This window comes from Bacillus sp. TSO22 (assembly GCF_020223595.1).
In the GTDB taxonomy this organism is placed as follows: Bacteria; Bacillota; Bacilli; order Bacillales; family Bacillaceae; genus Bacillus; species Bacillus inaquosorum.
In genome coordinates this window covers 233,736-260,057 of record NZ_JAHAWO010000012.1, presented here as the reverse complement: position 1 = coordinate 260,057, position 26,322 = coordinate 233,736, and the positions used below count along the sequence as shown (strand labels likewise).

Annotated in this window: 27 protein-coding genes; 15 read left to right on the top strand and 12 right to left on the bottom strand. The window is 44.5% G+C overall.

Translation table 11 applies throughout. The features are described 5' to 3' along the window. Positions 1 to 203: 203 nt before the first annotated feature. Complete coding sequence (gene lytE / locus KHQ79_RS15315; RefSeq protein ID WP_225515901.1) at positions 204 to 1,214, top strand: peptidoglycan endopeptidase LytE; 1,011 nt, start codon at positions 204 to 206, stop codon at positions 1,212 to 1,214. Between the two features lie 70 nt (positions 1,215 to 1,284). On the opposite strand, the gene citR is transcribed toward lytE, so the two are convergent. After that, on the bottom strand, positions 1,285 to 2,160 hold the full coding sequence (gene citR / locus KHQ79_RS15310) for a transcriptional regulator CitR (RefSeq protein WP_019257903.1): 876 nt from the start codon (positions 2,158 to 2,160) through the stop codon (positions 1,285 to 1,287). Between the two features lie 108 nt (positions 2,161 to 2,268). Here citR and citA point away from each other — a divergent pair, with 108 nt between their 5' ends. The 4 genes from citA (at position 2,269) to KHQ79_RS15290 (ending at position 7,441) form a co-directional block, all read left to right on the top strand. Further along, positions 2,269 to 3,369, top strand: coding sequence for a citrate synthase CitA (citA, locus tag KHQ79_RS15305; protein WP_003239567.1), 1,101 nt, complete (start codon positions 2,269 to 2,271; stop codon positions 3,367 to 3,369). 73 nt (positions 3,370 to 3,442) lie between these two features. Next, positions 3,443 to 4,312, top strand: coding sequence for an SDR family oxidoreductase (locus KHQ79_RS15300; RefSeq protein ID WP_225515899.1), 870 nt, complete (start codon positions 3,443 to 3,445; stop codon positions 4,310 to 4,312). 255 nt (positions 4,313 to 4,567) lie between these two features. Further along, positions 4,568 to 5,965, top strand: coding sequence for a branched-chain amino acid transporter BcaP (gene bcaP / locus KHQ79_RS15295; RefSeq protein ID WP_019257906.1), 1,398 nt, complete (start codon positions 4,568 to 4,570; stop codon positions 5,963 to 5,965). Positions 5,966 to 6,085: 120 nt separating this feature from the next. After that, positions 6,086 to 7,441: a sodium-dependent transporter gene (locus KHQ79_RS15290; RefSeq protein ID WP_225515897.1), complete on the top strand. Its 1,356-nt coding sequence runs from the start codon at positions 6,086 to 6,088 to the stop codon at positions 7,439 to 7,441. A gap of 32 nt (positions 7,442 to 7,473) precedes the next feature. On the opposite strand, the gene pdxR is transcribed toward KHQ79_RS15290, so the two are convergent. Next, positions 7,474 to 8,883: a MocR-like pyridoxine biosynthesis transcription factor PdxR gene (pdxR, locus tag KHQ79_RS15285; protein WP_225515895.1), complete on the bottom strand. Its 1,410-nt coding sequence runs from the start codon at positions 8,881 to 8,883 to the stop codon at positions 7,474 to 7,476. 109 nt (positions 8,884 to 8,992) lie between these two features. Here pdxR and KHQ79_RS15280 point away from each other — a divergent pair, with 109 nt between their 5' ends. Continuing rightward, a complete protein-coding gene (locus tag KHQ79_RS15280; RefSeq protein WP_019257909.1) occupies positions 8,993 to 9,421 on the top strand; it encodes a GNAT family N-acetyltransferase in 429 nt (142 codons plus the stop codon). A gap of 33 nt (positions 9,422 to 9,454) precedes the next feature. On the opposite strand, the gene KHQ79_RS15275 is transcribed toward KHQ79_RS15280, so the two are convergent. From KHQ79_RS15275 to sigM, 3 genes are read right to left on the bottom strand one after another with little or no spacing between them, the layout of a single operon-like run. Then, positions 9,455 to 9,745 carry a hypothetical protein gene (locus tag KHQ79_RS15275; RefSeq protein ID WP_003239559.1) on the bottom strand — a complete coding sequence of 97 codons (291 nt, stop codon included), beginning with the start codon at positions 9,743 to 9,745 and terminating at the stop codon, positions 9,455 to 9,457. After that, a complete protein-coding gene (locus KHQ79_RS15270; RefSeq protein ID WP_225515894.1) occupies positions 9,733 to 10,809 on the bottom strand; it encodes an anti-sigma factor in 1,077 nt (358 codons plus the stop codon). The genes KHQ79_RS15275 and KHQ79_RS15270 overlap by 13 nt, the downstream gene beginning before the upstream one ends. Further along, entirely contained in the window at positions 10,799 to 11,290 is a 492-nt protein-coding gene (gene sigM, locus KHQ79_RS15265; protein ID WP_003224177.1) for an RNA polymerase sigma factor SigM, read from the bottom strand. The genes KHQ79_RS15270 and sigM overlap by 11 nt, the downstream gene beginning before the upstream one ends. A 196-nt stretch (positions 11,291 to 11,486) precedes the next feature. On the opposite strand from sigM, the gene akrN reads away from it, so the two are divergent. From akrN to KHQ79_RS15250, 3 genes are all read left to right on the top strand, one after another. After that, a complete protein-coding gene (gene akrN / locus KHQ79_RS15260; protein WP_225515892.1) occupies positions 11,487 to 12,482 on the top strand; it encodes an aldo/keto reductase AkrN in 996 nt (331 codons plus the stop codon). A 134-nt stretch (positions 12,483 to 12,616) separates the two neighbouring features. Further along, positions 12,617 to 13,216 (top strand): 1-acylglycerol-3-phosphate O-acyltransferase, encoded by a 600-nt coding sequence (locus KHQ79_RS15255; RefSeq protein ID WP_019257912.1) that lies wholly within the window; start codon positions 12,617 to 12,619, stop codon positions 13,214 to 13,216. 101 nt (positions 13,217 to 13,317) lie between these two features. Beyond that, positions 13,318 to 14,445: an NAD(P)/FAD-dependent oxidoreductase gene (locus tag KHQ79_RS15250; protein WP_225515890.1), complete on the top strand. Its 1,128-nt coding sequence runs from the start codon at positions 13,318 to 13,320 to the stop codon at positions 14,443 to 14,445. Positions 14,446 to 14,466: 21 nt separating this feature from the next. Here the strand turns inward: KHQ79_RS15250 and KHQ79_RS15245 are convergent, their stop codons facing one another. The 3 genes from KHQ79_RS15245 to cueR form a co-directional block, all read right to left on the bottom strand. Next, positions 14,467 to 15,366 (bottom strand): NAD-dependent epimerase/dehydratase family protein, encoded by a 900-nt coding sequence (locus KHQ79_RS15245; RefSeq protein WP_003239553.1) that lies wholly within the window; start codon positions 15,364 to 15,366, stop codon positions 14,467 to 14,469. A gap of 160 nt (positions 15,367 to 15,526) precedes the next feature. Next, positions 15,527 to 16,861, bottom strand: a complete 1,335-nt coding sequence (locus KHQ79_RS15240; RefSeq protein ID WP_003239552.1) for a hemolysin family protein — start codon at positions 16,859 to 16,861, stop codon at positions 15,527 to 15,529. Between the two features lie 60 nt (positions 16,862 to 16,921). Further along, entirely contained in the window at positions 16,922 to 17,353 is a 432-nt protein-coding gene (gene cueR, locus KHQ79_RS15235; protein ID WP_003239551.1) for a Cu(I)-responsive transcriptional regulator, read from the bottom strand. Positions 17,354 to 17,507: 154 nt separating this feature from the next. Here cueR and KHQ79_RS15230 point away from each other — a divergent pair, with 154 nt between their 5' ends. Both KHQ79_RS15230 and KHQ79_RS15225 read left to right on the top strand, forming a co-directional pair. Further along, positions 17,508 to 18,689 carry a pyridoxal phosphate-dependent aminotransferase gene (locus KHQ79_RS15230; protein WP_225515888.1) on the top strand — a complete coding sequence of 394 codons (1,182 nt, stop codon included), beginning with the start codon at positions 17,508 to 17,510 and terminating at the stop codon, positions 18,687 to 18,689. Between the two features lie 294 nt (positions 18,690 to 18,983). Beyond that, entirely contained in the window at positions 18,984 to 20,369 is a 1,386-nt protein-coding gene (locus KHQ79_RS15225) for a hemolysin family protein (RefSeq protein WP_225515886.1), read from the top strand. Between the two features lie 14 nt (positions 20,370 to 20,383). Here the strand turns inward: KHQ79_RS15225 and crcB are convergent, their stop codons facing one another. From crcB to KHQ79_RS15210, 3 genes are read right to left on the bottom strand one after another with little or no spacing between them, the layout of a single operon-like run. Then, positions 20,384 to 20,740: a fluoride efflux transporter CrcB gene (crcB, locus tag KHQ79_RS15220; protein WP_225515884.1), complete on the bottom strand. Its 357-nt coding sequence runs from the start codon at positions 20,738 to 20,740 to the stop codon at positions 20,384 to 20,386. Next, complete coding sequence (locus tag KHQ79_RS15215; RefSeq protein WP_225515882.1) at positions 20,737 to 21,132, bottom strand: fluoride efflux transporter FluC; 396 nt, start codon at positions 21,130 to 21,132, stop codon at positions 20,737 to 20,739. Before KHQ79_RS15215 ends, crcB begins: the two co-directional genes overlap by 4 nt. Next, positions 21,119 to 21,850, bottom strand: a complete 732-nt coding sequence (locus tag KHQ79_RS15210) for a glycerophosphodiester phosphodiesterase (protein ID WP_225515880.1) — start codon at positions 21,848 to 21,850, stop codon at positions 21,119 to 21,121. The genes KHQ79_RS15215 and KHQ79_RS15210 overlap by 14 nt, the downstream gene beginning before the upstream one ends. A 233-nt stretch (positions 21,851 to 22,083) precedes the next feature. On the opposite strand from KHQ79_RS15210, the gene KHQ79_RS15205 reads away from it, so the two are divergent. The 3 genes from KHQ79_RS15205 (at position 22,084) to srtN (ending at position 24,275) form a co-directional block, all read left to right on the top strand. After that, positions 22,084 to 22,191: a YhdX family protein gene (locus KHQ79_RS15205; RefSeq protein WP_003224203.1), complete on the top strand. Its 108-nt coding sequence runs from the start codon at positions 22,084 to 22,086 to the stop codon at positions 22,189 to 22,191. A gap of 150 nt (positions 22,192 to 22,341) precedes the next feature. After that, positions 22,342 to 23,457, top strand: coding sequence for a small-conductance mechanosensitive channel protein MscY (gene mscY / locus KHQ79_RS15200; protein WP_003239536.1), 1,116 nt, complete (start codon positions 22,342 to 22,344; stop codon positions 23,455 to 23,457). Positions 23,458 to 23,531: 74 nt separating this feature from the next. Further along, positions 23,532 to 24,275 carry a sirtuin NAD-dependent deacetylase gene (gene srtN / locus KHQ79_RS15195; RefSeq protein ID WP_225515878.1) on the top strand — a complete coding sequence of 248 codons (744 nt, stop codon included), beginning with the start codon at positions 23,532 to 23,534 and terminating at the stop codon, positions 24,273 to 24,275. A 26-nt stretch (positions 24,276 to 24,301) separates the two neighbouring features. Here the strand turns inward: srtN and KHQ79_RS15190 are convergent, their stop codons facing one another. Then, a complete protein-coding gene (locus KHQ79_RS15190; protein WP_133488100.1) occupies positions 24,302 to 25,150 on the bottom strand; it encodes a polysaccharide deacetylase family protein in 849 nt (282 codons plus the stop codon). 285 nt (positions 25,151 to 25,435) lie between these two features. Here KHQ79_RS15190 and dat point away from each other — a divergent pair, with 285 nt between their 5' ends. Then, positions 25,436 to 26,284 (top strand): D-amino-acid transaminase, encoded by an 849-nt coding sequence (dat, locus tag KHQ79_RS15185; protein ID WP_003239533.1) that lies wholly within the window; start codon positions 25,436 to 25,438, stop codon positions 26,282 to 26,284. Positions 26,285 to 26,322 lie beyond the last annotated feature (38 nt).

Genomic DNA, 26,322 nt, shown 5'->3' with positions numbered 1-26,322 from the left:
AGGACTCGTTTTTTGTCACCTTTGAAACGAAAATGAAATATTTAATACCCTTACAAACTTTTTTTTAGAACGAATAATTAAGAAATTTGTCACATGAAGTCAAGACTATTTCTGTTGGGAATCTATCCTTATAATAGAAAACAATAAGATTAATTAAAAAAAGAGATCAATATATAGAGATATAAATATTTGGGGAGGAAAATATGAAAAAGCAAATCATTACAGCTACAACAGCAGTTGTTTTAGGATCGACATTATTTGCAGGAGCGGCATCTGCACAAAGCATCAAGGTGAAAAAAGGCGACACGTTATGGGAACTTTCAAGAAAATACGACACAACGATCAGTAAAATTAAATCAGAGAACCACCTTCGTTCAGACATCATTTACGCAGGGCAGACTTTATCGATTAACGGCAAATCTACAAGCTCAAAAAGCAGCAGTTCTTCATCTTCTTCTACATACAAAGTAAAGAGCGGGGACAGCCTTTGGAAAATTTCGAACAAATACGGCATGACAGTCAGTGAACTGAAAAAACTGAATGGCTTAAAATCAGATTTGCTCCGCATTGGACAAGTCCTGAAACTGAAAGGTTCAACAAGTTCAAGCAGCTCCAGCTCATCAAAGGTGTCATCGTCTTCAACTTCTACATATAAAGTAAAGAGCGGAGACAGCCTTTCTAAAATTGCGAGCAAATATGGCACAACAGTTAGCAAATTAAAAAGCTTAAACGGCTTAAAATCAGATTTAATCTATGCTGGCCAAGTGTTGAAAGTGAAAGGAACAAGCTCAAGCACAAGCTCAAAAAATGTTTCTTCCAGCACTTCATCATCTTCAAGCAGCAAAACGTCATCTACATCACTTAATGTGAGCAAGCTGGTTTCTGATGCAAAAGCGTTAGTCGGAACGCCATACAAATGGGGCGGAACGACGACTTCCGGCTTTGACTGCAGCGGGTTCATCTGGTACGTACTGAATAAACAAACAAGTGTGGGCAGAACAAGCACTGCGGGGTACTGGAGTTCAATGAAGAGCATTGCCAACCCGTCTGTCGGTGATTTCGTCTTCTTCACAACATATAAATCCGGCCCTTCTCACATGGGGATTTACGTTGGAAACAACAGTTTCATTCATGCAGGATCTGACGGCGTACAAATCAGCAGCCTGAACAACAGCTACTGGAAGCCTCGTTACCTCGGTGCGAAAAGATTCTAATTTTAGAAGGAAACCCGTTCATTGGAACGGGTTTTTTTCATTAGACGGAGCTCATCCGTTTTGGTTGCATCTAAAAATGAAAATGTGATAAAAAATCCAAGAATTTTTTTTCTTTCTTATTTTCATAAAGGGCGATTGCGTAAGCGCCGGCATAGGGCAGCTGTACAGATTGATAAGGGATTTTGATCATCTGATTCTCTGCCAACTCACGCTTTACCGTAGATAAGGGCAGAAATGAAACCCCGAGTCCTTCCTTGATAAACCGTTTCGTTATATGTGTTTGTGTGACTTTCATTGTTCTCACAAATGGAAATGTCACTCTGACCTGACGGAGCAAGTCGTCCCAGTAATCAGGATGATTGTGGGTCAAAAGCAGGTATTGCTCGAGCACCTCTTTGGCATCAATTTCTTTGTCTGCCATGAAACGCTGATCGGGCGGGGCAACAAGAACAACAGGGTCTTTATATAAGCAGTGGCAGGTTAAAGAGGAAGACTGCACCTTTAAACAGCTCAGTCCGATATCTGCTTCCCCGGCTTTAATCAGTGACGCGATTTCTGCCGATTCAAAAATCGTTACCGCCATTTCTGTTTCTGTATTCATTGCTGTGTACCGCTTCATGACAGACGGAAGCACAGTATCTGCGATAAGCGGAGAAACTGCGAGCTGTAAGGTTTGACAGTAGCCTTGTCTCACTCTGTGAAGCTCTGCCATGCTGTTTTCGTAATCATCAAGAAGCCTGAGTGCATACGGCAAATAAGCCCTGCCTTCATCAGTCAGCTGGATCTTCCTGCCTTTTCGCTCGAACAGCTTGCAGCTGATTTCTTTTTCTAATTGCTTAATATGCACGGTCACAGTAGGCTGAGATAAAAAAAGCGTTTCCGCTGTTTTTCGGAAGTTTTCATATTTCGCAGCGGTCACAAAGGTGTGTAGCCATTTGAAATCCATTTCTAATCTCCCTCTGATTAATAATTTTAATTAATTCCCTTTAAAATATTCAATATTTTTTAAATATTATATTTACTATAATAACAGAAAAGGATAGGGGGAATACAAATGGTACATTACGGATTAAAGGGAATTACATGTGTAGAAACATCTATCAGCCATATTGATGGCGAAAAAGGCCGCCTGATTTACAGAGGGCAGCATGCTAAAGACATCGCCCTGAATCACAGCTTTGAAGAAGCGGCTTATTTAATTTTATTTGGGAAGCTGCCGTCATCTGAAGAATTGCAGACATTTGAAGAGAAGCTTGCTGCGGAGCGGCATTTGCCGGAACACATAGAGCGCTTGATTCAGTCACTGCCAAACAACATGGACGACATGTCGGTGCTGAGAACGGTTGTTTCAGCATTGGGGGAAAATGCGTACACGTTTCATCCGAAAACAGAAGAGGCAATTCGGCTGATTGCAATCACGCCTTCCATCATTGCGTACAGAAAACGATGGACGCGAGATGAAAAAGCAATTGCGCCATCTTCCCAGTACGGACATGTCGAAAACTACTATTATATGCTCACAGGTGAACAGCCTTCAGAGGCAAAAAAGAAAGCGCTTGAAACATATATGATTCTGGCCATGGAGCACGGCATGAACGCCTCCACTTTTTCTGCACGTGTCACATTATCTACAGAGAGTGATTTAGTGTCAGCTGTCACTGCTGCTCTCGGCACGATGAAAGGCCCGCTGCACGGAGGCGCTCCTTCTGCGGTGACCAAAATGCTTGAAGACATTGGAGAAAAAGAAAATGCTGAAGCTTATCTGACAAAAAAACTCGAGAAAGGAGAGCGCCTGATGGGGTTCGGCCATAGGGTGTACAAGACGAAGGACCCGCGGGCAGAAGCTCTGAGACAGAAAGCAGAAGAGGTGGCCGGCAATGACCGCGACCTTGATCTTGCACTGCACGTAGAAGCAGAAGCGATTCGTTTGCTTGAAATCTACAAACCGGGACGCAAGCTATATACAAATGTTGAATTTTATGCGGCTGCTGTGATGAAGGCGATTGATTTTGACGATGAATTGTTCACACCGACTTTTTCAGCAAGCCGAATGGTAGGGTGGTGCGCCCATGTGCTGGAACAGGCAGAAAACAACATGATTTTCCGCCCGTCAGCGAAATATACAGGTGCCATTCCTGAAGAAGTTCTTTCATAACATATTTTGCTGTTTATTCGCTTCTATAGCGTGGTAACGTTCAGTATCAACCACATGTCTAGGAGTGAAGAATATGAACCCAATGGACAGACAAACAGAAGGGCAAGAGCCGCAGCATCAGGACAGACAGCCGGGCATTGAGTCACAAATGAATCCGCTGCCTCTGTCAGAGGACGAGGATTATCAAGGAAGCGGAAAACTGAAAGGAAAAGTCGCGATCATTACTGGGGGCGACAGCGGAATAGGGAGAGCGGCAGCGATTGCGTTTGCTAAAGAAGGGGCCGATATCTCCATTCTTTACTTAGATGAGCATTCTGACGCAGAGGAAACGCGTAAACGGATCGAAAAGGAACATGTCCGCTGCCTGCTTATCCCGGGAGATGTCGGGGACGAGAACCATTGTGAACAAGCTGTGCAGCAAACAGTGGACCATTTTGGTAAACTCGATATCTTGGTGAACAACGCTGCTGAACAGCATCCGCAGGACAGCATTCTCAATATTTCAACAGAACAGCTGGAAAAAACATTTCGCACAAACATTTTTTCCATGTTTCATATGACGAAGAAAGCTTTGCCCTACCTTAAAGAGGGGAGTGCCATTATTAATACGACATCGATTACCGCTTATGAAGGCGATACGATGTTAATTGATTATTCCAGCACAAAGGGTGCGATTGTCTCCTTTACGCGGTCCATGGCGATGTCCCTTGCGGATAAAGGCATCAGAGTGAATGCGGTGGCGCCCGGTCCAATTTGGACACCGCTTATTCCGGCGACATTCCCGGAGGAAAAAGTGAAACAGCATGGCTTGGATACCCCAATGGGAAGACCGGGACAGCCGGTTGAGCATGCAGGCGCCTATGTCCTGCTGGCGTCTGATGAATCTTCCTATATGACAGGTCAGACCATCCACGTAAATGGCGGCCGTTTTATTTCAACATAATGAAACGAAAAACCAGCATGATTGCTGGTTTTTTTGCGCGGTAAGATATTTCAAAATAAAAAATTTGTCGATTTTTCTAAAAATTTTGTTTTCATTTTTGTGATTTTATATATAATATTGAGTAGGAGAAAGGAATGATTCGCCACTGGTACAAATAGAATAGAAAAAAAGAAAAATGACCATTGTCACTCATGAATTCAGAAAATTCAAATAAAATATATAAAAATAGATAATTAGTCTAGGAGTTGAAGGGGAATGAAAGGGAGCGTATTTAGGAAGAAAAGCATTCAGGATTTACTCGCTGCGACGAGCGGTGAAAAATCTTTAAAAAGAGAATTAGGGGCATTCGACTTAACATTGCTTGGAATAGGAGCCATTATTGGCACAGGGATTTTTGTACTGACGGGAACAGGTGCAGTCACGGCTGGTCCCGGACTAACCGTTTCATTTGTTGTAGCAGCGCTGGCTTGTTTATTCGCTGCCCTGTCTTACGCAGAATTTGCTTCAAGTGTGCCTGTTTCTGGTTCGGTGTACACATTCACTTATGCGACTTTGGGAGAGCTTATGGCCTTCATTATCGGGTGGGATTTAATTTTAGAGTACATGCTGGCGGTAAGCGCGGTGTCAGTCGGCTGGTCTGGTTATTTCCAATCGTTTTTATCAGGGCTCGGCATTCATCTTCCGGTTGCTTTAACAGCGGCACCTGGGGCGGTAAAAGGTACATTTACCATTTTTAATCTGCCTGCATTCGTGATTGTGATGGCGATAACGTTTTTGCTTTATTTAGGGATCAAAGAATCAAAAAGAGTCAACAACATCATGGTTATCTTGAAAGTGCTTGTCGTTCTGCTGTTTATCGCGGTGGCAGCCGTTTACGTGAAGCCGCATAACTGGCAGCCGTTTATGCCGATGGGCTTTGGCGGCGTATTCAGCGCAGCGGCGCTCGTATTCTTTGCTTTTATCGGATTTGACGCTGTATCCTCTGCTGCGGAAGAGACAAAAAATCCTGCGAAGGATCTGCCTAAAGGCATTATTTTCTCTTTATTGGTTTGCACGGTTTTATATGTCACCGTATCAGCGATCATGACAGGGGTTATCCCGTTTGCCCAGTTTGCGGGTGTGGATCATCCGGTTTCTCTCGTCCTTCAAAGCGCCGGGCAAAACTGGGTGGCAGGCATCATTGATATTGGCGCCGTTTTGGGAATGACAACAGTTATGCTTGTGATGCTTTATGGACAGACACGCGTCATGTTTGCCATGTCGCGTGATGGACTGGTGCCGGGTTCACTTTCTAAAGTGCATCCAAAGCACAAAACACCTTATGTAGCCACTTGGTTTTTCGGAACGATGTCGGCGCTTCTAGGCTCACTTGTTCCGCTGGATGAACTTGCAAAACTGGTAAACATCGGAACGCTGTCAGCATTTGTGCTGATTTCTGTGGCAGTTATCGTTTTGAGAAAGAAACAGCCGGATCTTCCGAGAGCCTTTAAATGCCCAGGGGTTCCGGTTATCCCAGGCCTGGCGATTCTGTTCTGCCTGTTCTTAATTTTAAATCTTGGATGGGTGACGATTGTCCGCTTCCTTGTGTGGCTGTTAATCGGCTTGGTAATCTATTTCCTGTATTCAAGAAAGCATTCAAAATTAAATCAATAATCTTGTGATTAAGAGAGCGGCCATACAGGCCGCTCTCTCTTTTATGTTCTTGGCAAATGAATCTATAGAAATGAAGACAAAAATAAGAGATAATATAGGCTGGAAAGGAAGTGACGTTTATTGTCTGAGCAAAAACCAGTCCAATGGGCTTCGAAAATCGGTTTCGTCATGGCAGCCGCCGGCTCGGCTATCGGCTTAGGCGCGATATGGAAGTTCCCTTATGTAGCGGGGACCAATGGAGGAGGCGCCTTTTTTCTTATCTTTGTGTTATTTACCATTCTCTTGGGCTATCCGCTTTTAGTGGGAGAATTTATTTTTGGAAGACGGAACCAGACGAATGCCATTGATGCATATAAAAAAGAAGCGCCGAGAACAGCTTGGTTTCTTACAGGATGGATCGGCGTGGCCGCATGTTTCTTAGTGCTCTCGTTCTACAGTGTAATCGGAGGATGGATTTTGCTATATATAGTGAAAACAGCGTCAGGTTCACTGTCAGGGCTTACCCAAGCACAGTATGGCGCTCTTTTTGCTTCTATTATTCAAAATCCTGTGCAGACACTCGCGGCTCAGCTTGTTTTTATGGTGCTGACTGTTATAGTAGTCGCCAGAGGTGTTCAAAAAGGGATTGAACGAGTCAGCGCAGTGATGATGCCGATTTTGTTTTTACTGTTTATTCTGCTCGTTCTTCGGTCTCTCACACTTAATGGTGCGATGGAAGGCGTAAAATTTTTGCTTGTGCCTCATTTCGGCGATCTGACTCCGGAATCCATATTATTCGCGCTGGGACAAGCCTTCTTTACGTTAACACTGGGGGTTTCGGTGATGGTGACTTACAGCTCCTACTTGCCGAAAACACAAAACGTCCCACGCTCGGCAGCCTCCATTGTCGTGATGAATATCATTGTGACTCTCTTGGCGGGCTTGGCCATTTTTCCGGCGGTTTTCTCATTCGGGTTTCAGCCAAATGAAGGTCCGACATTGCTGTTTACAGTGCTTCCGGCTGTTTTTGAACAGCTTCCGTTCGGCACCTTGTTTTTTATCGGCTTTCTCGTTGCGTTTTTATTTGCAGCCTTAACCTCCGCTTTTTCGATGGTTGAAATTATTGTGGCTACGATCGGAAAAGGGAACGAAAAGAAGAGAATAAAACTGTCATGGACGAGCGGGCTTTTGATCTTCTTGGTCGGAATCCCTTGTTGCTTGTCTTATGGTGTATTGAGCGATGTGCACATATTTGGTAAAACGTTTTTTGATATTGCCGATTTTACCGTCAGCAATGTTTTGATGCCATTAGGCGCTCTGTTAATTTCTCTTTTTATCCCGCTCAAAATTCCGAAACAAGAGCTCTTGGCAGAAATGAGAAACGGTTCAAATGCAAGTAAAGCATTCTTTTATACATGGTTTTATTTGCTTCGTTTTATCGTGCCGCTGGCAATTATTATCGTATTCTTAAATTTAATCGGTATTTTATCATTTTAAACAACAGGCTCCGTTCCCGGAGCCTGTTTTGTTTAACAAGACGAGATCAGCGGAGTCCATGCCGTTTTCAGTTTTTGGATACCGAGCCTAATGTCCTCTTCTGACAATCCGCCATAACCGATTAAAACAGAAACAAATGGCGGCTGCCCTTTATAAGAGGGAGATACGGGATAGATGGTTACGCCATTGTCGGCGGCTGCTTTAATTGCTTCTTCCTCATTTGCTGGAAACAAAAGCCGCAGCACGATATGAAGCCCGGAGTTTTTTCCGAGAACTTCAACGCTGTTTCCTAGTTCAGACCGTATGGCTTCTAACAGGACAGCGTGTTTTTTTCGGTATAAGGCTCTCATTCTGTTTACATGTTTTTGCCACTCTCCGCTTTCGATGAAGTCCGCCAGTGCCATTTGCGAGTGGGAAGAGACCGTTTGCTTCATTAAATGAGCGTTTTTTCCGACCGATTCCATCAGCGCGGGAGGCAAAATCATGAAGCTGAGCCGCAAGGTAGGCAGCAGTGATTTTGAAAAAGTGCCGAGATAGATGACTCTGCCATTCGGATCAAGCCCTTGCAAAGACGGAATGGGCTGGCCGCTGTAGCGAAATTCTCCATCGTAATCATCCTCGATAATGAACGAGTGTGCTTCTTTTGCCCATGCCAGAAGCTCCTGTCTGCGGGCTATCGTCATAATGGTCCCGAGCGGAAACTGATGCGAAGGAGTCGTATACAAGAGGTGCGGATTCCGCCGTTTAAGCTCACCTGGCAGGACGCCTTCTTCATTAGAACAAATAGGAATGACAGTCATGTGATTTGCTTCAAACATCCTTCTTGACCGGTGAAATCCCGGTTCTTCAAAACCGATTTTTGTTCCGCGCCCAAGCGTAAGACAAAGAATTTGCAGAAGCACGGAGGTTCCTGCGCCGATGATGATCTGGCCGGGCTCGCAATTTACTCCCCGAGACAGCCTGACATAATGGGCAATCATCTGCCTGAGTTCAGGTTCTCCTAGAGGATCGCCAGAGGTGTGGAACGATCCGGAATAGCGGTCCAGACTTTTTACTATGCTTTTTCTCCATGCGTTAAAGGGGAAGTGTGCCGGATCAACATTGCCTTGGTGAAAATCAATAGCAGGTGCGTTTTCTTCATGTAAGACCGGTTGCGTAGACTGCTGAAAATGTACAGGAGCCGCTGGGAAGTCTGCTTCTACTTCCGCCGCGAACCAGCCGACTTTTGGCTTGCTTTTGACATAGCCCTCAGCAGTTAATTGCTCGTAAGCACGTTCGATTGTTGCCGTACTGACACCGAGCGAGCCGGAGAGCATGCGTTTTGACGGAAGCTTTGTTCCATTCGTTATTCTCGCATGTGAAATTTCTTGTTTAAAAAAGGTATAAAGCTGCTCATACAGCGGTGTTTTGCTTTTTTTATCAAGAAACGGCGTGATAACCATCGTATATCTCCTTTATATCTGGCCTGGTCATTTTTTCTGATATTGGCTATTTGGCAAATGCCATTTATTAGCTATGATCATTGTAACGAAAGGAAAGGGGATTGAGAAGATGATACATATGAAACAACTAACCACGAAAGAAGAATGGGCCGAGTCGTTTCCGGTAATGAGTGAATTGAGAACAGAACTGGATGAAGAGACGTATTTACAAAGGCTTGAAGCCTGTGTGCGGAAAGAATCGTATATGCTGTTTGCCTTATATGAGGATACAGCAATCAGGGCGCTGTGCGGCGCGCTGCCGAGGGTTTCCATTCATAAAGGAGAGCACTTATGGATTGCGGATCTTGTGACAACCGCGCCTTGCCGATCAAAGGGATACGGCAAAATGCTTTTGGATTATGCCGCAGACTGGGCGAGAAAAGCCGGATTTGGCTCTGTCAGTCTTTCATCTGGCCTTCAGCGTAAAGACGCACACCGATTTTATACAGACAAAATGGGTTTTACTATAGAAAGCTACTTGTTTCGAAAGCCAGTGTAAATGAAAAAAGACGCCTCTTCAGGCGTCTTTCTTTTAAAAGCCAAACTGTAAATTGGTATCAACAGATACAATGGTATACACACAAATAATTACAAAGAGATTAAGGACGACGCCGAGCAGGCCGGGGCCTGTTCGCCCTCTCTTGATGAAGAGCTCAATAATGCCAAACGGAACGGCAGCCATGGCGAACGGAAGCATTTGATAGGAATAAATTGTGACGTTGCTGATAATCGCCAAATTCAGCAAGAGCAGGGACAGAATCGCTGTCCCGACTGAAATCCAGCCGAATACATTGTGTTCTTTAAAAATTCTTACCAGTTCCATAATTCCACCTCGCCGACATTCGCTGATTTTACAGATTTGTTTTTCAGCATGCGTTGGATTTCCTTGGTTGGTCCTGTAACGACCGAACCGTATACATTGACACCGTTTTTCTCTACATAATCCAATCGGTTATCCACTTTCAGGTCTTTTCGTTTTGAAATGACCTGTGCCCATTTTTCATGCTTGGACATGAATGTCAGGGCGTTGATAAACTGATCGCCATTTGATTTGCCTTTTGAATTAAGCGCAGCCAAGAACTTTGAATCCTTTCCAGGATAGCCAAGCGGCTCTGCGTATACTGTATCGTTTGTGTTTTTCTCTGTTTCGATTGCATTCCATAAAAAGCTCACATCATAGCCTTTGAACTTGTTATACACTTCTATTGTCGGGTATGCACGGTCATATGAAAGGTAGACCTCGGATACAGTTCCTTCAGGCAATGTCTTTAACGTTTTTTCTGCTTTTGCGGTTGTTTGTTCTGACGCACTTGATGGGTGTGTAAAGTAATGGCCGGTTTTATGCACTTCTAGGTCATAGTAGTTAACGGCCGGCGCTTTCACTTTATTATAAAACATTTCAACCCGTTCATTCCCTACTGCGACCGTCTTCGTACCGATCTGCTTTTGCAGCGGGAATTCCGTATTCATGCCAAACAGCTTCACTTGGCTTTTCAGTCCGGATGTATCGACAAGAACATTCGGCATGGTCAGGGCTACAGTGACTGCGGCGGTTTCCATAAACTCATTGCCGGTGCTGTGTTTTCCTCCCATTCCGTAATAGAGGTAGCTTCCCAGCGTACAAAGCGGCAAAATCATCAATGTCGAAATGACGGCAAGCACAGAAATTCGCAAATAAGACTTGCGTTTGCCGTAGGCTAAAATCGCTTTTTGTTTTTCAGGACTGATGCTGACATCCCAATCGTTATCGTCCTGCAGCTCGCTGTCAATCAATTCCTGATACACTTCGAGCTTCTCAAGTTCTTCCTCAAATGCGGTCATTTCCTGGTCGCTCATTTCCCCGTTTTTATATTGATCAAAACGCTTTTTAAATTCTTCATTCATCATTAACACCTCTATTATAAAGTGCTTTCAGCCGCTGTCTGGCACGAAATAAAACACTTTTAAAATTCGCCTCTGAAATATTCATAATATGGGATGCTTCTTTGTAATTTAACTCTTTTAAATAATATAGCGTTAAGGCCTCCCGATAATTATCGGGGAGCTCGGACATATAACCAGTCAGCACTTCCTTTATCTCTACCTGGTGGGCAGGGCTCTGAACAGCATTTTGAAAGAGGCTTCCGATCAAGTCATCAGAAATGGTTACTTCTTTCTTATGCTTTCTGACGTAATCAATGAAGGCGTTTCGCGCCACTTGAAAAAGCCAGGGCTTTACTTTGCTGTGATCATAGGAGTGAATGTGTATGTATGCCCGCATAAAGGTTTCCTGCAGCAAGTCTTCGGCAAGATGCTTGTCTTTTGTCATGGAGAGCAGGAACCTGTAAACATCATTCATGTACATTTGGTAAATTTCATCGATCGTCACTGCCTTTTCTCCCCTCTATCTTATACACGTATAAGAAAGGTTTAAAGTTGCACATTACGTGCAAACGGCTTTTTTATACCTAATCAAACACCATTTATATATAGTAACCAAAAATGGCCGCAAAAGATAGTACCGAGAAATGTTTAACATTTTTGCCAGCGGGGAAAAGATAGTGAAAAAGTGAAGGAGTGGCACAATGGAATATACCAGTATAGCAGACACAGGAATCAAAGCCTCCAGAATCGGCCTCGGCACATGGGCAATTGGCGGAACCATGTGGGGAGGCACGGACGAAAAAACATCAATCAAAACAATCCGCGCCGCTCTTGATCAGGGGATCACACTGATTGACACCGCGCCGGCTTACGGCTTCGGGCAGTCCGAGGAAATCGTCGGGAAGGCGATAAAGGAGCACGGCAAAAGAGATCAGGTGATTCTCGCAACAAAAACGGCTCTGGACTGGAAGAACAACCAGCTGTTCCGCCATGCGAACAGAGCGAGAATCATAGAGGAAGTCGAGAATTCTTTGAAACGGCTTCAAACGGATTATATTGATCTTTATCAGGTGCATTGGCCTGATCCGCTTGTGCCAATTGAAGAAACGGCTGAAGTCATGAAGGAATTATATGATGCCGGGAAAATCCGGGCGATTGGCGTCAGCAATTTTTCAGTTGAGCAAATGGATACATTTCGCGCCGCTGCACCGCTTCATACGATTCAGCCGCCATATAATCTGTTTGAAAGAGAAATGGAAGAGAATGTACTACCGTATGCGGAAGACAAACAGATCACAACATTATTATACGGCAGTTTATGTAGAGGGCTGTTAACAGGCAAAATGACCGAAGAGTATACATTTGAGGGCGACGATCTGCGAAATCACGATCCGAAATTCCAGAAGCCCCGCTTTAAAGAGTATCTTTCTGCTGTCCATCAATTGGACGAGCTGGCGAAGGCACGTTATGGAAAATCAGTGATTCACTTGGCCGTCAGATGGATCTTAGACCAGCCGGGGGCGGATATCGCTCTTTGGGGGGCAAGAAAGCCTGAGCAGGTTGAGGCGGTATCTGAGATTACAGGCTGGACACTGAGCAGTGAAGATCAAAAAGACATCAATACCATATTGGAAAATACGATATCAGACCCGGTCGGGCCGGAGTTTATGGCACCTCCGACCAGGGAGGAAATATAACAAAAGCTGAGGGCGAATCCTCAGCTTTTTCGCGTTTTAACCGGAGAAATCATAAAAATTAGTACCAGGTAATAAAAAATGTTGTTATAATAAGTAACAGAAAGAATCATTGATTACGACAAAGGAAGTGCGATATGTATAAGTTTTGTGCTAATGCTTTAAAAGTTATTCTTTCTCTTCGCGGAGGAGTGAAGGTGTATAACAAAGAAAACCTTCCGGCCGATTCAGGTTTTGTCATCGCGTGTACACACTCTGGCTGGGTTGATGTGATCACACTCGGAGTCGGGATTCTTCCTTATCAAATACACTACATGGCGAAAAAAGAGCTGTTTCAAAATAAATGGATCGGTTCGTTTCTGAAGAAAATTCATGCCTTTCCGGTAGATCGGGAAAACCCCGGGCCAAGCAGTATTAAAACACCGATTAAGCTGCTGAAAGAAGGAGAGATCGTCGGTATCTTCCCAAGCGGAACAAGAACCTCTGAGGACGTGCCTTTGAAAAGAGGTGCGGTAACGATTGCGCAAATGGGGAAAGCGCCGCTCGTTCCCGCTGCTTATAAAGGGCCTTCGAGCGGAAAGGAATTATTCAAAAAAGGTAAAATGAAGCTTATTATCGGTGAACCTCTTCAACAGGCTGATTTTGCCCACCTGCCGTCAAAGGAAAGACTCGCAGCAATGACAGAGGCTTTGAATAACAGTATTAAAGAGCTTGAAATGAAGCTGGAGCAGTTATAAACCATCATTACTTGCACGCACTGGTTTCCCGATTGTTTATAAGTTCCTCGGCAATTAGCTATACTAATTGAGGAATTGATTATTGGGAAAGGTTACGGAAAATGAAAAAAATCATTGTAGTAGGGGCTGGGATTTTAGGAGCGTCAACAGCATATCAGTTAGCTAAAATGGGGGCTGAGGTTCTTGTTATAGATCGGAAAGATAAGGGACAGGCCACCCATGCGGCGAAAGGCATTATTTGTCCATGGCTGTCACCCAGGAAAAATCAGGCGTGGTACAGGATGGCAAAGGCAGGAGCGCATTTTTACCCCTGTTTCATAGAGGAGCTTAGAAAAGAAGGCGAGAAAGAAACGGGTTATGCTCCTGTTGGTGCTCTTAGTGTACATCACGAGAAAGAAAAGATAGAGAAAATTGAAAAAAGGGTGCAGGAACGTAAACCAGATGCCCCGGAAATCGGTGAGATTTCCTTTCTTTCTGAAATGAAAACCGCTGACATGTTTCCGATGCTGGCTAAACGGTACCATTCCATTCATATAAGCGGAGCAGCCCGAGTGGATGGTGAAGTGCTGAGAGATGCATTAGTTCGTTCTGCTCAAAGAATGGGAGCCGTTTTTTTAACAGGCGATGCCAAGCTTCAATATCATTCAAAACGAGTGACAGGCGTAACCGTCGGTGATGAAAGTTATGCTGCTGACGAGGTGATTGTTTGTGCCGGTGTATGGGCAGACCAATTGCTGGCACCTTTAGGCATTCACTTCAAAGTAAGCGTGCAAAAAGCGCAAATCATATATGTGCAGGTTCCGGCCGCAAACAATATGGAAAGCTGGCCTGCTGTGATGCCGCCTTCTAAGGAATATCTGTTAGCTTATGCTGACAAGAGAATGGCCATCGGAGCGACTCGTGAAGATAACATAGAAGGACATGATGTACGGATAACGGCCGGCGGGCTGCAGGAGTTGTTGAACAAGGGGTTAGAAATGGCTCCTGGTTTAGAAAACAGCACCTTTCAGGAGGCAAGAGTCGGTTTACGCCCTTTTACCCCAGGTGATGTGCCGGTGATCGGACGTCTTCCCGGCTGGGACGGGATAATAGCAGCAAATGGGCTTGGATCGTCAGGATTGACTATGGGGCCCTATATGGGGCAACAGCTGGCGAAGCTGGCTCTCAAAATGGATGTAGATATCAATTTAGAGGATTATGATATAAAAAAAGCAGCAGAAGTTCATTGAACATCTGCTGCTTTTTGGTGTTTATTTGTTTGACAATGACAGCTGATCCTCTGGCAGTGCTTTGAGTGAACCGTCATTATTTAACACATTACGCCATGTATAACGCGGTTCATAACCAAGGATCTTTTTCGCTTTATCAATTGCCATCAGCGTTTCATATCCTTTTATATCTCTTTTTAAAGAGACATCCGGGAAAAACCGCTTAACTAAGTCTTCGCTCGGTTCTTTCATGATGGTGTCCGGCGCAGTAATATGGAAGACATCGTTTCCGAGATTGTTTTTTTCGACTGCAAGAAGGCAAGCTTGTGCAGCATCTCTGACATCACAATAGGCCCATGCATTTTTCTTTTGTATATCTTTTTGCTGCTCGTTCCAGTGCATGCCAGGGATTTTTTCGTACTCATCAGGCTCGTATATATTCGCAAAACGGAGGGTGACGATTTGTGTATTGGTAAGTTTTGAATACATGTCTGAGAGGATTTCAGTCAGCCGTTTTGCCATGGCATAAGATGATTTTACGATCGTCGGGTGCTCCTCGTCTACAGGAAGATAGCTGAGCTCTTTCGGGACAAACGGATATCCCAGCACCGTTTCACTTGAAGCCCATACCAGCTTAGGGATTTTAAAATCTTTACAGGCTTCCAGGACATTAAAATTGACGAGCATATTATTTTCAAATATCGCCTGGGAGGTATTCCTGACATCGGTCGGAATATTCCCAAGGTGGACCACAGCATCACAGCCCATAATAAGCTGACATACCTGGCCATAATCCCGCAAATCTGCTTGAATAAATTTTTTCGATGCTGATTCTTCTCTTAATAACCGATCTGACGCTGTTACATCATGGCCGGCCTCCAATATTGCTCTTACGGCCCACCGTCCTATTTTACCTGCTGCTCCAGTTACCACTACTTTCATGTTTTCACTCCTTTTTCTCGCTTTTAAATGAGATCCAGTCCCCTGATTAGAATTCCCGAGGATTACCGTTTTATTAGCAGCAGTTTTCATAGGAGAAGAATAGGAATGTTAAGACAAAACATAATAAAAAAGACACCTCAATAAAAGGTGCCTTTTTATATTACGCTTCTTTCGGTTCTCCAGCTTCGATCAGCTCTTCTGTCGCGAGCTTTTTCACTTCAATGTAAGCGACGTGGTGGCCGTCGATTTCGTTGATGATAAATTCGCAGCCTTCTTCGATGATAGAATCGTCTTTTTCAACATCGTATTTTTGGGTAAGGAACCATCCGCCGATTGTATCGACTTCTTCGTTCTCTAAATGAATGCCGAGGAGGTCGTTTACTTGGTCGATTAACACTTTTCCGTCAAGAATATAATGGCCTTCGCCGATTTTGCGAATTTCGTTAATTTCATCAATATCAAATTCATCGCGGATTTCGCCGACAATTTCTTCAATGATGTCTTCAACCGTTACGAGCCCGGCAGTCCCGCCGTATTCATCAGACAGGATGGCCATGTGGACCCTTTCTTTTTGCATTTTGACAAGCAGATCTTGGATCGGCGCAGATTCAATGACATGAATGATCGGGTTGACGAATTGTGAAATCGTGGAATCAACTGATACCTCGCCGCTGATGCAGGCGGTCAGCACTTCTTTAATATTAATAACCCCGATAATGTTATCCTTATCGCCCTCTTCCACAGGGTAGCGGGTATATTTTTCAATCTGAATGATGTCCATCATTTCAGAAATTCTTATATCATGCGGAAGGCTGACAATTTCGGTCCGCGGAATCATAATTTCCTTCGCGAGCCTGTCGTCAAATTCAAAGATTTTATTCACATATTTAAACTCTGACTGGTTAATTTCACCGCTTTTATAGCTTTCAGACAGAATGATGCGCAACTCTTCTTCAGAGTGAGCCAGTTCGTTTTCTGAAACGGTCTCCAGGCCAAATGCTTTTGTCAATAACCGTGCGGAATTGTTCAAAAGCCAAATGAACGGAAACATAATGCGGTAAAACCAAATCAGCGGTTTCGCAAACAGCATAGACACTGCTTCCGCCTTTTGGATAGCGACTGTCTTAGGTGCAAGTTCTCCGACAACAACGTGCAGGAACGTGATAATGGCATACGCAAAAATAAACGATATGACATGTGAAAGGGAACCTGGAACGTTTAATTGTACGAAAAGCGGATGAAGCATCCTTTCAATCGTTGATTCACCTAAAACCCCTAATCCAATGGAAGTCAATGTAATTCCGAGCTGACACGCAGATAAATATTCATCAAGATGCGTGGTCACTTTTTTTACGGCTATTGCTGCTTTATTTCCTTCCGCGATCAGCTGATCAATCCGTGAGCCTCTGATTCTGATAATGGCAAACTCAGATGCCACGAAAAATGCCGTCAGGGCGATTAAAACAGCGACAAAAATCAAATTCACTATGTCCAATTAGAACCTTCATCCTAGCAATGAGAATGAAGGTAACACCTCCTGTTAGATAAAATGGTTTTAACTTAACAGCAGCATAAATGATTGGAACACGGCGAGCTTTTCGGGCGGGAGCTTGCTTTTCAGCTTGTCACGCTCCTCGGGCTTCAGCCGTTCAAACCGATGCAAGATTCCGGAGATGTTTTGATTCATATGATCAATTTCTAATGCCAGATTTCCAATTTCATCATCAAGTTTAGCTGAAGAGGGAAACTGGTTCTCCAGTCGATCTTTAATATCGGACAGGGCCAATCGCTGCTTCTTGCAATCTACAATAAATATGAGTCGTTTTAGTGCGTTTTCATCGTAGTAACGGTAATTTGAACAGGATCTGGCCGGCGTAAGCAGACCGAGATTCGTATAATAATCAACTGTTCGTTTCGTTACTCCGGCAAGTGCCGCTAGTTCACTGATACGATATGTCTCAGCCCCATCTATATCCCTCCCAACCATCACGTTATAGTTATGAGAATAGTTTAATATATGAACGGTGTCTTGCACAAGTTTATTGTTTTTACAGACGTATACTGGAAGTTGTGGAATTCATATTCTGATTGAAGTAACATAGAAAGATAGAATTTTCAAATTTTTTATGCGGAAGGGACAGATGAAATTGGCTGGGTTATCCCGGGAAATTGAAGAAAACTTAAATAAAGGATCATGGATCCGCAAGCTGTTTGATGAAGGCGCAAGGCTGAAGAAAGAGTTCGGGGATGACCAGGTATTTGATTTTTCAATCGGAAATCCGGTTGTTGAACCGCCTGAAGCTTTTAAGAGAGCATTAATAGAGGAAGCTGCCAAAGGCAATCACGGATACATACAAAATCAAGGGCTTCCGGCAGCAAGAGAAAAAGTAGCGCAATTTCTGGGGTCCCGTTTTGAAGCCGAGTTCTCGGCGGAACGAGTCGTCATGACGGTTGGCGCAGGCGGCGCATTGAATGTCGCGTTAAAAAGTATCGTAAACCCGGGTGAAGAGGTTATTATTCTCGCACCTTATTTTGCCGAGTATAAATTGTATATTGAGAACTACGGGGGAAAAGCTGTAAGCTGCCCGTTGACGTCCCGGTTTGAGATTGATATTGAGGCGGTGAGACAATCGATTACCTCAAAGACGAAAGGGCTGATTCTCAATACACCTCATAACCCGACAGGCACTGTTCTCAGCCAGAAAAATATAGATGATTTAGGCGCTTTATTAAAAGAAATAGAAGAGAAGAGCGGACAGACGATTTATGTGCTGTTTGATGAACCGTACAGTCAATTAATCTATGATGAAGAGCTGGCAAATCCGTTTCAATCGTATCATCGTGTGATTTTGGCGAGCTCATTCAGTAAGGATCTCGGCATAGCCGGAGAGCGGCTCGGGTATATCGGATTAGACAGCAAGATGCCGGATGCCGCCCTTTTGATCAACGCTTTTGTGTTCTGTAATCGAACGCTTGGATTTGTGAATGCGCCTGTTATGATGCAGCGGGCTGTGGCAAGAATGGATGATTTAAGAGTAGACGCAAGCGCTTATAAAGAGCGCAGGGATTTAATGGTCGGCATTTTAAAAGAAGCCGGTTTTGAATTTGAAATGCCGAAGGGCGGTTTCTTCATATTTCCGAAATCGCCAATTGAAGATGAAGTCGCATTTTGCGTCCATGCCGCCCAAAAGTACAAATTATTAATCGTGCCGAGCAGCGGTTTTGGAATGAAAGGGCACTTCCGTTTATCCTTCAGTGTGCCGATCGAGCAGATTAAAAACTCACGGGATATTTTCGTTTCTTTATATAAAGATTTTGCTTAGGAAAACAAAGAAAAAGAAAACGGCTTTGAGTGCTGTTTTCTTTTTTCATATTCACGTTATCTCTCCTTTTCCAATCCAAACAGCCTGCTCCATCATAAAAGTCTAAAAATTAAAAATCATTTTTGGAATGAGTTGTGTTACAATAAAATATACAATTTATAATCAAACTTTGACTTGGAGGTGGTATGATGGGGCCCTCTGCTTAGGCAACAATACACCGCGTACCTCAATGTTAAGGAAAAATGATTATATCAGGAGGTGACTCCTTATCCTTTGATGAGAGGATAAGGTTAAATGGACGATATTGACAGTCTGATTTTAATTGGCGTGCTCATTGCTTTAACCGCGTTTTTCGTTGCAAGCGAGTTTGCGATTGTTAGAGTAAGGAGATCCAGAATTGATCAGCTTATAACGGAAGGAAACAAACGGGCGATACTCGCAAAGCGTGTCATTACAGATTTGGATGAATATTTATCCGCATCCCAGCTGGGCATTACATTGACATCAATCGGACTCGGCGTGCTGGGGGAGCCGGCATTTGAACGGCTGCTGCAACCATTGTTTGAACCGCTCGGCCTGCCAGAATCGGTTTCTCATGCAGTCTCTTTTGCAGTCGCGTACGCCTTGATCACGTTCCTGCACGTTGTTGTGGGCGAACTGGCCCCGAAAACGGTCGCGATTCAAAAGGCAGAACAGCTGACCTTGCTGATAGCGGGTCCATTGCGTTTATTCTATTTGCTCCTGTTTCCGTTTATTTGGATCCTCAATGGATCGGCGCGGCTTTTATGCGGCATGTTCGGTTTAAAGCCTGCGTCAGAACATGATGGTTCCCATTCTGAGGAAGAACTTAGAATGCTGTTGTCTGAGAGCTTAAAAAACGGAGAGATTAATCCGTCTGAATATAAATATGTGAATAAGATTTTTGAATTTGATAATCGGATCGCCAAAGAAATTATGATACCGCGGAAGGAAATGGCCGCTGTGTCAACAGAGATGACGATGGCCGAGATGCTTGAAGTCATGCTGAAGGAAAAATACACGCGCTGGCCTGTCACAGACGGGGACAAAGACAGTGTCATCGGTTTGGTCAATACGAAGCATTTGTTTTCTGATTTGCTGTTTATGACAGAAGAGGAACGAATGAAGATGACGATTCATCCGTATGTGCGGCCCGTAATCGAAGTGATTGAAACCATCCCGGTTCATGATTTGCTGATTAAAATGCAGCGCGAACGCATTCATATGGCCATATTGTCGGATGAATACGGTGGGACCTCGGGACTTGTGACGACTGAGGATATTCTTGAGGAAATTGTCGGCGAGATCAGGGATGAATTTGATGAAGATGAACAGCCGCTGATCCAAAAGCTTGGCGACCGCCATTATGTGATGGATGGAAAGGTTCGAATTGATCAGGTGAACAGCCTTCTTGGCACATCGATTCAAGAAGACGTCGATACGATCGGCGGGCTGATATTGAAAGAAAACATCGATATTGAGGCTGGTGAATCCATCCGCATCGGTTCATATACGATAAAGGTGCTGAAGATGGACGGCCGATTAATCAAGCAAATCGATATAAAAGAAGAGGCCGGCAACACAATCGGGGTTACAGCGCACCATACGCTGCCGATGCCCGAGCCTGTAATGCTGAACAGTGCAACCTTGAGCGAGAAATAAGCTCAAGGTTTTTTTTACGCTGCGATTGTCCAGCCGCACCAAAATGCCAAAAGCGACCCGCAAAGCGTCAGGGCGATGTACAGGATGCTTTCCATTACGCGTTTGGCCAGCAGGAGCTGAACACTTTCAACACTGAAAGTGGAAAAGGTCGTAAAGGCGCCAAAAAATCCCGTGCCGATGATGAGGGAGGCCGAAGCATTCGTAACGTAAAGCCCTGTAAACATTCCGAGCCCGAGAGCTCCAAGAATATTAACTGTTAATATGCCAATGGGCAGGCTGAGGCCTTTGGTTTTGGCGGTTATGACATTGCCAAGCCAGAAGCGCAGCATCGCACCAAGTCCGCCCGCTATGAAGATACCTGCTAGTGTCATCTTTCCTGCAGCCCCTTTCTTTGCTGAATGCCTGCAATGCGCCGTCCCGCCAGAACGCCAATCAGCGCTAGAACGATTCCTGATATCAATGAGACTGCCATATACAAAACAGCCAGTGAGGATTGTGCTTGCAAAAGCATCACCGTTTCTTTAGAAAATGTGGACATTGTTGTAAAGCCGCCGCAAAAACCAGTGCCTAAAAAAGCCAACAGCAAAGGCTGTTTTGCCCTGACCATAAAAAAGCCGGTCAGAATGCCTAATAGAAGGCTGCCTGCCGCGTTTTCCAGCCAGGTTGCTGCCGGGAACGGACCAGTGTGCATCCACATGTTTAATCCGTATCGGAGGCAGGCGCCAAGCGCGCCTCCGATAAAAACCGCGCTATATATTTTCATGTTTGCCATCCTTTTTGATGAAATCCGGGTAGTCTGTTACGATGCCGTCCACGCCCATGGCTTGCAATTTTGCTGCTGCCTTTTGATTATTGACAGTCCATGCAAATACTTTTAAGCCGCTTTTATGGGCGGAAGCGATCATTAGCCGGTTGAGTCGTGTGTATTTTATATTGACATTGTTTGCGATAGATTGGCAGGCCTTCAGCTGATTTCTGGACAGCATGCCAAAATTGGGCCTTGTAATGACTGCTGTCGAAATCGATGGATAAAGCTCGCGGAACCGCTGGACGGAGCGGAACTGAAAGGATTGGACAATATTATTAATAGAAAAAGAAAATTGCCCTAACAGCTGTCCCACTTCTTCTTCAATTCCGACTTGAGATGAATGGCCTTTTAATTCAATTAAAAGGCCGATTTTTTTGTGGTAGCGCTTGAGCACCGCTTCCAAGGTTGGAATACGCTCTCCCTGAAAAGCGGGGCCGTACCAGCTTCCTGCATCGAGCTTTTGCAATTCCTCCAATGTAAAATCCTTAACAAAACCCGATCCGTTTGTTGTTCGGTCAACCCTGTCATCGTGTATCACAACAATCTGCCTGTCTTTAGTAAGCTGGACATCCAGTTCGATCATATCTGCATTCATTTTCACCGCAAGGTCAAAGGCGGAAATCGTATTTTCCGGAGCGTAGCCGGATGCTCCGCGATGGGCAATGGTGTACAAGCTCAGTCAGCTCCTCGTATGGGCATTTCTGTTATTGTATCAAATCCATATATGCGCGGCGATACAAACTGGTGAATTTTTTCTGCCAGATCGGAATCGTCCGGGCTGAGCGTTGCGTATAACTAAAAAAAGACACTCAGCGTATCAGAGCATATTTCGTCAGAAAATTAGGTCTTTCGACATGTTCACAACAAATTCTGATCCTTTATAATAGCAAAAAAGGAGGCGAGATCATGGGAAAAGGGAGAATTAGAGTGGAGGAAAGAATTAAAGCCGAAACGGATGCTGAAATGCAAAAAGCAACTCTCCTTGATCAGACACAAACGAAAAAAAGTAAGTGACTGTCCCTATTGAATCTGGCTGAAAAGATGAATTGAGAAATGGCCCCGGCGTTCCGCCGGGGTTTTGTGCTGCAAAAAGACATTTAGAAGAGCATCTTTACGAATCTTTTAGTATAATAAACATTCGATTGGGATAGAGGGGAGACTGTCATGCCAGATTATCTGCAGCAATATTTCACGCTTGATAAAATCATACAAATCGGCATCAGCTTGGCGATTTTGCTGGTGTTTCTTATACTTAGAAAACTGTTTACAAGATATTTCTTTAATCTGCTTTTTAATTTGACAAACCGGCCGAAAACAGAAATTTTCAAACAGGTGGTACTTGCGTTTGACAAGCCGGCCAGATGGTTTTTTGTTGCCTTGGGGCTGTTTTTAGCGATCCGCTATTCACCGTTTTTAGACGAGCAAATGCCGGTCATCAGCAAAATATACCGTTCACTGATTGTGGCGCTCTTGTGCTGGGGGCTTTGTAATTTAACCGCAACGTCGTCGTTTATCTTCCATAAGGTGAATCAGCGCTTCGAGCTGGACATGGATGATATTCTGGCGCCGTTTTTATCCAAATTGCTCCGTTTTGTCATTATTGCGCTCAGTGTCAGTGTGATCGCTCAGGAATTCAATTATGATGTCAACGGATTTGTAGCGGGCCTTGGTCTTGGCGGACTGGCTTTTGCGCTTGCCGCGAAGGATACCATCAGCAACTTCTTCGGCGGGATCATTATTATTACTGAGAAGCCGTTTACTATCGGTGACTGGGTGGAGACGTCGACGGTAACCGGATCAGTAGAGGATATTACCTTCAGGAGCACGAGATTCAGAACAGCACAGGGGGCACTTGTAACGGTGCCGAATTCTACGCTGTCGATGGAAGCGATCACGAACTGGACAAGAATGACCAAACGCCAAATTACGTTTTCCATTCATGTGTCCTACGCTACGCCGATTGAGAACCTTGAACGCTCCATTCGTTCTCTCAGAACAATGCTCTTGGAGCATGAAGGCGTTGATAATGAAACGATCATGGTCAATTTTGATACGTTTGCGGACAGCTATTACAATTTATTTTTCAACTTCTATACAAAAACAACGGTTTGGGCTGAAAACCTCGATATTAGAGAGGACATTAACTATAAAATCATTGAAATCCTTGGCGCAGAAGGTGTCGAGTTTGCCTATCCCGGCCAAATGGTTGTTGTAAAGCAAAAGCACCAAAACGATCCGTTCCAAGTGAATCTAAATAAAGAGGAAAAGGAACGGGCTTAAAAAGGGGAAGACTTCGTCTGACAGAGGCGGAGTCTTTTTCATGGTAAAATAAGAGAAAAAAAGGCGGTGTTGAGGTGGAAGCATTCAGAAAGATTTTAAATGAAGCTCAGCGAATTGTCGTGCTGACCGGAGCGGGAATGAGCACAGAATCAGGAATTCCCGACTTTCGTTCAGCCGGGGGCATTTGGACGGAGGATGCCTCAAGAATGGAAGCGATGAGCCTTGATTATTTTTTAAGCTATCCGCGTCTGTTTTGGCCCAAATTCAAAGAATTGTTCCAGATGAAAATGAGCGGCAGCTTTGAACCGAATGAAGGGCACTTGCTTTTAGCTGAGCTGGAGAAGCAAGGGAAGCAGGTTGATATCTTTACACAAAACATTGACGGCCTTCATAAAAAAGCCGGGAGCAGGCATGTGTATGAACTGCACGGCTCTATCCAGACAGCAGCTTGTCCGGCATGCGGCGCCCGGTATGATCTCCCTTATTTGCTGGAGCGGGAGGTGCCGGAGTGTACGGCAGCCGGAAAAGATGGGAAGATTTGCGGAACGGTATTAAAAACAGATGTTGTTCTCTTTGGCGATGCCGTCCTGCACTTTGAGACCCTTTATGAAAAACTGGATCAAGCAGATCTTTTATTGGTCATCGGCACGTCTCTTGAGGTTGCTCCGGCGAGGTTTGTGCCTGAGGACGCAAGCCGGATTCCCGGCATGAAGAAAGTCATCATTAACCTCGAGCCGACGTATTGCGACAGCTTGTTTGACATGGTCATCCATCAAAAAATTGGAGAGTTTGCCCGGAGTTTGGGCATAAAAAAGTGAGGCCGCACTTATGCGCCTCACTTTTTTCATTCGTGAACAGGAACCATTGTGTCCTCTAACACTCCGAAGGAATAGCCCTTTTCTTTTAGTTTATTGATTAGTACCGGCAGCGCGTTTACTGTAGCAGGAAGATCATGCATGAGAATCACATACGGCCGGCTTGAATGGCCGTGTTCCATATTCTCAAGCTGCTGTAATACTGCAGTCACATATTTTGAATTGCGGTATTTCCAGTCCATGCTGTCGATCGTCCAATCCCAGTACACAAAACCGTCTTTTTCAAGATTGCGGATTTGTGAGGCGGTCAGTGACGGCTTGCTCCCGTATGGCGTTCTGACAAGATCGGTTTTATAACCTGTAATGTCTTGCAGCGTGTCACGCGCCTCTTGCATTTCTTTTAACGGAGATGTCGGCGTTTGATAGAACAATTTGTTATTATGGGTGACGCCGTGTAAACCGAGTGCGTGGCCTTCCTTTTCTGACCTTTTCACAGCTTGTTTGAATTCGTTCATCCGCGGTGACAGCATAAAAAATGTCGCTTTTACATCAGCGCTTTTCAGTACGTCGAGCAAGCGATTTGTAAAGGCTGACGGGCCATCATCGAAGGTTAAGTAAACCGTCTTATCTCCCATGTTCCGCTTTGTCTGCAGATGTTTTATCAGCAGATCTGGGGAGTCGTTTTTCAGCTTCAGGCTTTCCTTCTCATTGCGAAGCTGGCCGTTTGTTGTGACAGTGACTTCTTTTGCTTTTGATGAGCTGTTGGAATAACCTAAAATCACCATAAGCAAAAGCAGCACACATAAAACTGCTAAACTTGCAAATTTAAAAGCAAGCGAAACTGCAGAAGGAGAAGCGTCTCCTCTCGTTTGTCGCATAACAATCTCTCCATTGGCATAAAATCTCTACATACCGCTGTACAGCAGGCAGCTTATGAAGATGCCATATGTTTACAACCTATGTATTACCAGTCAAGTATACAGGAATAAAACTGGAAAGAACATAGGGAATTTGTCGAAATATCAGATTTTAAGGGAAAAATAAACTCCTTCCCGCTATAGATCTCTTGATCTTTCTGTTTTTCAGCTTGTCCAATATGATAGAATAAGTGACAATAACAGCTTGAAAAGCATCAGGGAAAATCTCGAAAAGGGAGGGCTTTTATGAAGGTTTTAGTCAATGGCCAGCTGATTGGGCGCAGCGAAGCATCGATCGATTTGGAGGATCGCGGTTATCAGTTTGGTGACGGTATCTATGAGGTTATCAGGGTGTACAAAGGGGTATTGTTCGGTTTGCGCGAGCATGCGGAGCGTTTTTTCAGAAGTGCGGCTGAAATCGGGATTTCACTGCCGTTCAGTATAGAAGATCTCGAGTGGGACCTGCAAAAGCTTGTACAGGAGAATGCGGTCAGTGAAGGAGCGGTATACATTCAGACAACAAGAGGTGTGGCGCCGCGAAAACACCAGTATGAAGCAGGACTTGAGCCGCAGACGACTGCTTACACATTTACTGTGAAAAAACCGGAGCAAGAGCAGGCATACGGAGTGGCAGCCATTACAGATGAGGATCTTCGCTGGCTGAGATGCGACATCAAAAGTCTGAATTTACTGTATAATGTTATGACAAAGCAAAAAGCCTATGAAGCTGGAGCATTTGAGAGCATTTTAATGAGAGACGGCGTTGTCACGGAAGGTACATCCTCTAACGTTTATGTTGTTATCAATGGAACGGTGCGAACACATCCTGCTAACCGGCTCATTCTTAATGGAATTACACGGATGAAGATTTTAGGGCTGATTGAAAAGAATGGGATCAAGCTTGATGAGAAGCCTGTCAGTGAGGAAGAGCTGAGACAGGCGGAAGAAATCTTTATTTCCTCAACGACGGCAGAGATCATTCCGGTCGTGACGCTCGATGGAGAGTCGATCGGAAGCGGTAAACCCGGACCGGTGACAAAACAGCTTCAGGCTGCTTTTCAAGAAAGCATTCAGCAGGCCGCAAGCATTTCATAATGAAGCATAAAAAAAGAGCCCGCTTTGCAAGCGGCTCT

Coding starts and splice junctions, on each gene's coding strand:
- lytE (WP_225515901.1), top strand. CDS start 204: ATGAAAAAGCAAATCATTACAGCTACAACAGCAGTTGTTTTAGGATCG.
- citR (WP_019257903.1), bottom strand. CDS start 2,160: ATGGATTTCAAATGGCTACACACCTTTGTGACCGCTGCGAAATATGAA.
- citA (WP_003239567.1), top strand. CDS start 2,269: ATGGTACATTACGGATTAAAGGGAATTACATGTGTAGAAACATCTATC.
- KHQ79_RS15300 (WP_225515899.1), top strand. CDS start 3,443: ATGAACCCAATGGACAGACAAACAGAAGGGCAAGAGCCGCAGCATCAG.
- bcaP (WP_019257906.1), top strand. CDS start 4,568: ATGAAAGGGAGCGTATTTAGGAAGAAAAGCATTCAGGATTTACTCGCT.
- pdxR (WP_225515895.1), bottom strand. CDS start 8,883: ATGGTTATCACGCCGTTTCTTGATAAAAAAAGCAAAACACCGCTGTAT.
- KHQ79_RS15280 (WP_019257909.1), top strand. CDS start 8,993: ATGATACATATGAAACAACTAACCACGAAAGAAGAATGGGCCGAGTCG.
- KHQ79_RS15275 (WP_003239559.1), bottom strand. CDS start 9,745: ATGGAACTGGTAAGAATTTTTAAAGAACACAATGTATTCGGCTGGATT.
- KHQ79_RS15270 (WP_225515894.1), bottom strand. CDS start 10,809: ATGATGAATGAAGAATTTAAAAAGCGTTTTGATCAATATAAAAACGGG.
- akrN (WP_225515892.1), top strand. CDS start 11,487: ATGGAATATACCAGTATAGCAGACACAGGAATCAAAGCCTCCAGAATC.
- KHQ79_RS15255 (WP_019257912.1), top strand. CDS start 12,617: ATGTATAAGTTTTGTGCTAATGCTTTAAAAGTTATTCTTTCTCTTCGC.
- KHQ79_RS15250 (WP_225515890.1), top strand. CDS start 13,318: ATGAAAAAAATCATTGTAGTAGGGGCTGGGATTTTAGGAGCGTCAACA.
- KHQ79_RS15245 (WP_003239553.1), bottom strand. CDS start 15,366: ATGAAAGTAGTGGTAACTGGAGCAGCAGGTAAAATAGGACGGTGGGCC.
- cueR (WP_003239551.1), bottom strand. CDS start 17,353: ATGGTTGGGAGGGATATAGATGGGGCTGAGACATATCGTATCAGTGAA.
- KHQ79_RS15230 (WP_225515888.1), top strand. CDS start 17,508: ATGAAATTGGCTGGGTTATCCCGGGAAATTGAAGAAAACTTAAATAAA.
- KHQ79_RS15225 (WP_225515886.1), top strand. CDS start 18,984: ATGGACGATATTGACAGTCTGATTTTAATTGGCGTGCTCATTGCTTTA.
- crcB (WP_225515884.1), bottom strand. CDS start 20,740: ATGACACTAGCAGGTATCTTCATAGCGGGCGGACTTGGTGCGATGCTG.
- KHQ79_RS15215 (WP_225515882.1), bottom strand. CDS start 21,132: ATGAAAATATATAGCGCGGTTTTTATCGGAGGCGCGCTTGGCGCCTGC.
- KHQ79_RS15205 (WP_003224203.1), top strand. CDS start 22,084: ATGGGAAAAGGGAGAATTAGAGTGGAGGAAAGAATTAAAGCCGAAACG.
- mscY (WP_003239536.1), top strand. CDS start 22,342: ATGCCAGATTATCTGCAGCAATATTTCACGCTTGATAAAATCATACAA.
- KHQ79_RS15190 (WP_133488100.1), bottom strand. CDS start 25,150: ATGCGACAAACGAGAGGAGACGCTTCTCCTTCTGCAGTTTCGCTTGCT.
- dat (WP_003239533.1), top strand. CDS start 25,436: ATGAAGGTTTTAGTCAATGGCCAGCTGATTGGGCGCAGCGAAGCATCG.